Origin of the sequence: Stenotrophomonas maltophilia group sp. msm1, assembly GCF_032025805.1 — a bacterium.
GTDB classification, from domain to species: Bacteria; Pseudomonadota; Gammaproteobacteria; order Xanthomonadales; family Xanthomonadaceae; genus Stenotrophomonas; species Stenotrophomonas hibiscicola.
Genome location: NZ_JAVSKH010000006.1, coordinates 228,131 through 235,419, shown reverse-complemented (window position 1 = coordinate 235,419; position 7,289 = coordinate 228,131). Strand labels below are relative to the sequence as shown.

Annotated in this window: 4 protein-coding genes; all 4 read left to right on the top strand. The window is 65.0% G+C overall.

Annotated features, from left to right (window positions below; genetic code table 11):
• Positions 1 to 64: 64 nt before the first annotated feature.
• The 4 genes from ROV95_RS21350 (at position 65) to ROV95_RS21335 (ending at position 7,243) form a co-directional block, all read left to right on the top strand.
• Positions 65 to 736: an ion channel gene (locus ROV95_RS21350; RefSeq protein WP_312546326.1), complete on the top strand. Its 672-nt coding sequence runs from the start codon at positions 65 to 67 to the stop codon at positions 734 to 736.
• Between the two features lie 260 nt (positions 737 to 996).
• Positions 997 to 3,321 (top strand): winged helix-turn-helix domain-containing protein, encoded by a 2,325-nt coding sequence (locus tag ROV95_RS21345; RefSeq protein ID WP_155030080.1) that lies wholly within the window; start codon positions 997 to 999, stop codon positions 3,319 to 3,321.
• A 114-nt stretch (positions 3,322 to 3,435) separates the two neighbouring features.
• Positions 3,436 to 4,335 carry a helix-turn-helix domain-containing protein gene (locus tag ROV95_RS21340; protein WP_155030079.1) on the top strand — a complete coding sequence of 300 codons (900 nt, stop codon included), beginning with the start codon at positions 3,436 to 3,438 and terminating at the stop codon, positions 4,333 to 4,335.
• A gap of 49 nt (positions 4,336 to 4,384) precedes the next feature.
• The gene (locus ROV95_RS21335) at positions 4,385 to 7,243 is read left to right on the top strand and encodes a TonB-dependent receptor (protein ID WP_312546324.1); all 2,859 of its coding nucleotides are present in this window, start codon (positions 4,385 to 4,387) and stop codon (positions 7,241 to 7,243) included.
• Positions 7,244 to 7,289: the final 46 nt, after the last annotated feature.

Sequence of the window (7,289 nt, the reverse complement as noted above, 5' to 3'; positions counted from 1 at the left end):
GCCACTACCGCTCATCACGCCGCTCCCGGCTATCCTCCGCCCATCTCCCTGGGGAAAGGACGCCATGCCTGTTGCCATCACCACCCGTTGGCTGGCCATTGCCCGCCGTCATCCTTCGGCCTGGCTGTTGGGCGCCCAGCTGATCGCGGTGCTGCTGTACCCCGCGCTGGATGACACCGCTGCGGGCCGCGCGGCGCTGGGCATGTTCGGCATGGCGGTACTGGGCCTGGCGTTGTGGGTGGTGCAACGCAGCCCGCTGGGCACCTGGCTGGCACTGCTGCTGGCCATTCCCTCGGTGGTGTTCTCGCTGGCCGGTGCACTGCTGGACCGCACTGCGCTGCTGACCACCGCGCAACTGCTGGAGAGCCTGCTGTACTTCTATACGGCCGGTGCGCTCATTGCCTACATGCTCCAGGACCATAAAGTCACCCGCGATGAACTGTTCGCCGCAGGCGCCACATTCACGCTGCTGGCCTGGGCCTTCGCATTTGCTTTTGCCGTGTGCCAACAATGGTATCCGGGCAGTTTCCAAGGCTCCGGCGGCGGTGCACAGCTCACCTGGATGGAACTGCTTTATCTGAGCTTCAGTTTGCTCTCGGGTGTTGGCTTGAGCGACGTAGTACCCCTGCATCCGCAGGCGCGTGCCCTGGTCATGCTGGAGCAGTTTTCAGGCGTGATGTACGTGGCTTTGGTGGTTTCGCGACTGGTCGGATTGACCATGCTGCGGCGCGTGTGAAAATGAACGCCAGATAAAAATTCCGCGCCCCGCAGGGCGCGAATGGTGCAGCAAATTATGTGAATGCGTCGGCGAGAGAGAGCCTGGATGTCGACCACGCGATAGGCGAGGTAACCCGCATAGGCTAGTATTCGCCCGCTTCATTGTTTTTGCGGTATGCGCCGATGCTTTGTGCGGAGTCTGGCTTTTTGCTGTTCCCAGGACGGGAGGGTATCGAAGGCAAACGCTGCCCCGGACCTGTCTCTACTGTGTAGCGGAAAATGAACAGCAGTGAAAACCAGCCCCCCGGATTCGATCGGATCCGGATCGGAGAGTGCACTGTCACTCTGTCCTCGCGAGAAGTCGAGGTCGTCGGTGCGCGTCGCCCGCGTCGGCTGACGCCGAAGGCGCTGGGCGTGCTGCGTGTACTGCTGCGCCAGCCCGGGCGTGTTGTCACCCGCGATGAACTGTTCGCGGAAGTCTGGCCGGACACGCTGCCGACCAACGATGTGCTTACCCAGGCCGTCACCCAGCTGCGCAAGGCGTTCAGCAACGACGACGACAACGGCCAGGCCTATATCGAGACCATCGCCAAGACCGGCTATCGCCTGCTGGTGCCGGTGCAGGTACTGGACGATGTCGAGCCGGCGCCGTCCGCAGGAGCCGATGACGGAATCGCGGACGTGCAACCGGTGATGGGCATCGCCGAGGAGATGCCGGCACACGTGCAGGCATCGCGCCGCCGCTGGCGCCATGTCCGCCGGCGCGTGCTGCTGGTGCTGGGCGTGCTGATGCTGGCCACGGTGGTGGTGCTGGCCGCGCTGCTGCTGCGGCGGGCACCGGCCAGCAGTTCAGCGGTGGATGCGGCCGTGGAGAACGGCACGCGCGTGATCGGCAGCCCGCAGCGTCCCTATCGGTTGATCACCGCAACCAGCGGTTTTGAAACCTATCCCACGCTTTCACCCGATGGTTCGTTGGTGGCCTATGAAGGCGCCAACGAAGACGGGCAAGGGGGTGGGGCGATCAAGGTACAGACCTCCGGCAACGCGCCAGCGCGGCAGCTGCTGGCTCCGCCGGCCGGCTCGGTTGACCGCTTCCCGAGCTGGTCGCCGGATGGACGCGAGATCGCCTTCGCGCGGTTCAGCAACAACGGCGGCTGCCAGGTGCTGATCGCCAGCGCGACCGGTGGTGCCCTGCGCCAGGCCACGCGGTGCGATGGCACCGAGCTGCTCAGTTTCGACTGGACGCCGGACGGCCGTGGCCTGGTGTTCGGCAGCATGGTGGGGCGCTATGCTCATCGGGGCATCCGCAAGCTCGATCTGGCCAGTGGCCAATGGGAGGCGCTGGACTACGGTGTTGCCGAGGATGACTTCGACTATGCGCCGCGCTACTCGCCTGATGGCAAGTGGCTGGTGTTCGTGCGCAATCCGCAGCTGGGCGACCTGTGGCGCATGCCGGCAGCGGGGGGCACGCCCGAGCAGCTGACCAGCGAGGCCGCTGAACTGCGTGGCTGGGCCTGGTTGCGTGATGGCCGGACGATCGTGTTTGGACGCCGTGTCGACAGTGAAGTGCGCCTGTACTACCTGGACGTCGAGAGCCGCACGCTGCGCGATGCCGGGCTCGACGACGCACAGTGGCCGGCCACTGCGCGCCGCGCGGGCATGCTGGCCTTCGTCCATCGGCGCGCGCAGTTCGGCATCTTCAAGGTGCCGATGGAGGGCGGCTCGCCGCCGCAGCGCTTGTTTGCGTCCAGTGGCCGGGATGGGCAGCCGATGGCGGCGCCGGATGGACGCCAACTGGTGTTCACGTCCGATCGTTCAGGCAGCTTCGCGCTGTGGTGGGCGGACATGGAGCGCCCCGATTCGCTGCGGCCGATCGAAGGCTTGCGGCCCGAGGCACGTCAGGCACCGGACTGGTCGGCCGACAGCCGCCGGTTGCTGGTGGTGGGGCGCGACGAGCACGGACGCACAGTGGTCTATGAGATCGCCCCACGTGACGAACGCGTCCAGCCGTTGCCTGTCCCGTCGGAGCAGCCGCTGCAGGCACTGTACGGGGCACGCCCGGACCAGCTGCTGGTGGTCGAGCGCGATGACCAGCAACAGACCCGGCTGAGCCTGTTTGATCGAAGCGTGCAGCCCTGGCGCCGCCTGGCCAGCATCGACGGTGTTTCGCAGGCGCGGTTCGATCGCAGTAGCGGGCGTGTGCTGTTCACCCGCCTGGCCGCAGGAGGCCTGTGGTCGGTGGATGCGGCGTTGGCACCGGCAAGTGTGCAGCAGATCAGCGATGACCGGCCCAGCCGGTGGCGGTACCGGGCCTGGACCGTGGCCGGCAGCAACGCGATCGGCTACCTCGGTACGTCCACCCGTTGTGGCACGACACTGGTGCTGATCCAGGCCGGGCGCGAGGAACCGGAACGCTGCCTGGATGCGGAACGCCTCAGTGCCGGCAACGGGCTGAGTGCCGGCGCCGATGGGCACACGCTGTTCGTGGCAATGGCGGTCAGCGACGGTGCCGACATCGGCGTGATGCGCTTGCCCGAGCGCTCGCCGACGCTGCTTCCGGCGTTCTCCAAGTTGTTGTTGTTCAACGGAAATGGGCCTTCGTAATTTCTTCGTGGCGACCTCGCCGCGAATTCGTGGCGATCTCGTCTGACTTTCCTGACGTGGTGCCGCCTGATTTGGCAAAACGGAGGCCTGTGCTAGGCAAACCGTGGTGCCCCCATGCGTCAACTCTCGCTGGCCGATCGTGGCCAAACCGTCTCTCTGGACCGGTCGCTCGACGATGCTGCGCCGACCTGCCTGGGCGTGGCCCGGCTCGGCAGCCTGCAGACCGCAGGCAGCAGCTTCACTGTGTGGATGCAGGTGCGCGGCAGTTCCTGGGTGGAAGCCAAGGAAGGACGCTTCCGTTTGCGCCAGGGCGAGTGGATCGCCTTCGAGAAGGAATCGCGGCCGCTGGTGCAGGCCGGTCGTAACGGTTTGTGCCTGGGCCTGAACCTCACCGTCGAAGCGCTGCGCGTGCTGGCCGAGATGGCTGACTGTGGCCTGTATGCCGGGCGTGGTCGCATGAACCGCGGCGATGCACGTGTTGCGCTGCGCCTGTGGCGCGACGCGCTGGCCAGTGGCCAGCCGGCGGAGGCATTGCGCCCGCTGCTGCTGCATCTGGCGGGCCTGCAGCGCGGACTGGCCGACAACGTGCAGCGTTGCCCGGGTCGCTCGCGCAGCCGCAAGCGCCAGGTATTCGGCCGCATGCAGCGCGCCCGCCTGTACCTGGAAGGCAACAGCCACCGCGTGGTGCGCATCGGTGAACTGGCCGAGCTGACCAACTTCTCCAGTTGGTATCTCTCCAAGACCTTCCAGAGCCTGTACGAGGAAAGCCCGCAGTCGCTTTCAGCACGTTTGCGCCTGGAAAGGGCGGCCGACCTGCTGCGTGACACCGACATGATGGTTGGCGAGGTCGCTGCGGCCAGTGGCTTCGACAACTGCTGCAGCTTCGCGCGTGCGTTCCGCGCCCGCTACGGCCAGTCCGCATCGCGCTTCAGGGAAAACGGCGGCTTGCTGCCGCCACAATCTGCAAAGTCTCCGGTTGGCTCGCGCAAATACAGCGCTGCAACGCAATCGTAACGTGCTGGGGTGTTTTAACACGCTGCTAACACGTACCTTGGAGAGATAGATGAACGTTCGTAATCCCGCAGTGCGGCTGGGCCTTCTGCCGGCTGGCATTGCGTTGGCGCTGACGCCCGCCTTTGCTTCTGCGCAGGAAGCAAAGGATGCGACCACCCTGGATCGCATCGAAATCACGGGCTCGCGCATCCGCGGCGCCTCGATGGAGACCCAGCAGCCGGTCCTCACGCTGAGCCGTGAGAACTTGGAAAAGCAGGGCTACACCACCGTCGCCGATGTCCTGCAGAACCTGACCTCGGCAGGTTCGCCGGCCATTTCCCGCGCGGACTCGCTGTCCTCCGGCGAAAACGTTGGCGGCTACTACGTCGACCTGCGCAACCTTGGCGCGCAGCGCACCCTGGTGCTGATGAACGGCAAGCGCCTGGGCGCGACCACTGCCGGCTACCAGGATCTGAGCCAGATTCCGATGGCCGCCGTCGAGCGCATCGAAGTGCTGAAGGATGGCGCCTCCGCCATCTACGGTTCGGACGCCATTGCTGGCGTGGTCAATGTGATCACCCGCAAGCGCTTCGATGGTGCTGAAGCCAGCGTCTACGTTGGCCAGTACGGCCGCGGCGACGGCGACACCAACACCTACTCGTTCACCCTCGGCTCTGAAGGCGAGCGTGGCGGCGTGACCCTGTCGGCCGAGTACTCTAAGCAGGATCCGGTGTGGGCGAAGGATCGTTGGTTCAGCCGCGACGGCGGCCTGGGCCCGAATTCGACCTCTGCCGACTGGAGCCCGCTGAGCCAGAACAGCACCTGGTGCGACCCGCGCGTGTGGGGCGACTGCAAGCCGCGCGCTGCAGGCCAGCCGCAGCCGGAGTGGAAGACCCTGAATCCGGGCGGTGACCCGAAGAATGCGGCCGACTACCACCTGCTGACTCCGGCCGAGTACTCCAACGCCAACCAGCAGATGATGGTGCAGACCGGCATCGAGCGTAAGTCCGTATATGTCAACGGCAGCTACGATCTGGCTGATTCGATCACCTTCAATGCTGACGTGCTGTACAACCAGCGCACCACCGACCAGCAGATCGCGGGTTACCCGTACCAGTCGCTGTCGTTCGGTACCCCGCTGTCAAAGGACAGCGCGTTCAACCCGATCGGCCAGGACGTTGAGTTCCGTCGCCGCCTGTGGGAAGTGCCGCGTACCACCAAGAGCGACCTCAAGACCCTGCGCTTCGCGCCGAGCCTGAGTGGCTTCTTCGAGTTTGCCGGCAAGACCTGGGACTGGGACGTTGGCGCGCTGTGGAACCGCAACGAGCTGACCAAGACCGGCTACGGCGACATGAGCCTGATCGCTTCCGAGCAGGCACTTGGCAAGTCGTTCATCAACGGCCAGGGCGTTGCTCAATGCGGGACCGCCGCCAATCCGATCCCGCTGAGCCAGTGCCGCCCGTGGAACCCGCTGCTGCCTTACGGCGTCAACGGCCAGGGCTCGCTTGCCGACCGTGATCTGCAGAACTTCCTGTTCCCGACCTACACCGACACTGGTGTGACCAAGACCACCAGCTACACCGCCAACCTGTCCGGTTCGCTGTTCGAGCTGCCGGCCGGTGACCTGGGTGTGGCCATGGGCTACGAGCACCGCAAGGAAGAAGGCCGCTTCGTGCCGGACGCCTTCCGTCAGTCGGGCCAGTCGACCGGCCTGGCGTCGACCACCACCTCGGGCAACTACTCGCTGGATGAGTTCTACCTGGAACTGAACGTGCCGATCCTGTCGGACCTGCCGTTTGCCAAGGAACTGACCTTCAACGTCGCAAGCCGCTACTCTGACTACAGCAACTTCGGTGACACGATCAACTCGAAGTTCGGCCTGGTGTGGCGCCCGATCGACGAACTGCTGGTCCGCGGTACCTACGCAGAAGGCTTCCGCGCACCGACCGTTGACGATCTGTACGGCGGCACCAACTCGAGCTTCGAGCGTTATACCGATCCGTGCGGTTCGACCTCGCCGGGCAACGTCGCTGGCAATGCTGCCTGCGCCGCGGCTGGCGTGCCGGCCAACTACGTGCAGGTCGGCCAGGGCTTCGCGCCTTGCAGCACCTTCCCGTGCGCGACCCCGGACCAGTTCGTCAGCGGTTCGAATTCGGCTCTGAAGCCGGAAACCTCCAAGAGCAAGACGGTTGGCCTGGTCTGGAGCCCGCGCTGGGAGCAGGGCCTGGACATCTCGCTCGACTGGTACCGCTACGAGCTGAAGAACATGATCATCGCTGACAGCGTTGATCGCATCCTGCGTGACTGCTACGTGCTGGGCAACGCAGCTCGCTGCGAAGGCGTCACCCGTGCCGCTGATGGCCATATCGAGGCGCTGACCTACGGCCTGGCCAACCTCGGCTCGATGGAGACCGAAGGCTACGATCTGGGTGTCAAGTACCGCCTGCCGGAACTGTCGATCGGCAAGTTCAGCATCGACTGGCAGACCAGCTACCTGGCCAAGTACGACGAAGCCGGCCAGAACAAGAAGGGTGAGAACATCACCATCGGTCGCGTTGGTGAGCCGGGCCTGTTCCGCGTCCGTTCGAACCTGGGTGTCAACTGGGAGCTGGCTGACTTCGGCGTCAACTGGACTGCCCGCTACTACTCGGGCATGAAGGAAAGCTGCATCGACGACGCATGGTGCGACGCTCCGAACCACTACGCCAATGGTGAGCCGGATCCGCTGCGCCACACCGGCTCCAACACCTTCCACGACGTGCAGGTCAGCTGGAAGGCTCCGTGGGATGCCACCATCGCCCTGGGTGCGAACAACGTGTTCGATCACCGCGGTGCGCTGCAGTACTCGGCGCCGAACTCGAGCTTCGCCTACTACGGTGGCTTCGACGTCGGTCGCTTCCTGTACATGAAGTACACCCAGCGCTTCTGATAGTTCGAAGTGCGATAGCAGTACCAGGAGGGCGGACCGCAAGGTC

Coding starts and splice junctions, on each gene's coding strand:
- ROV95_RS21350 (WP_312546326.1), top strand. CDS start 65: ATGCCTGTTGCCATCACCACCCGTTGGCTGGCCATTGCCCGCCGTCAT.
- ROV95_RS21345 (WP_155030080.1), top strand. CDS start 997: ATGAACAGCAGTGAAAACCAGCCCCCCGGATTCGATCGGATCCGGATC.
- ROV95_RS21340 (WP_155030079.1), top strand. CDS start 3,436: ATGCGTCAACTCTCGCTGGCCGATCGTGGCCAAACCGTCTCTCTGGAC.
- ROV95_RS21335 (WP_312546324.1), top strand. CDS start 4,385: ATGAACGTTCGTAATCCCGCAGTGCGGCTGGGCCTTCTGCCGGCTGGC.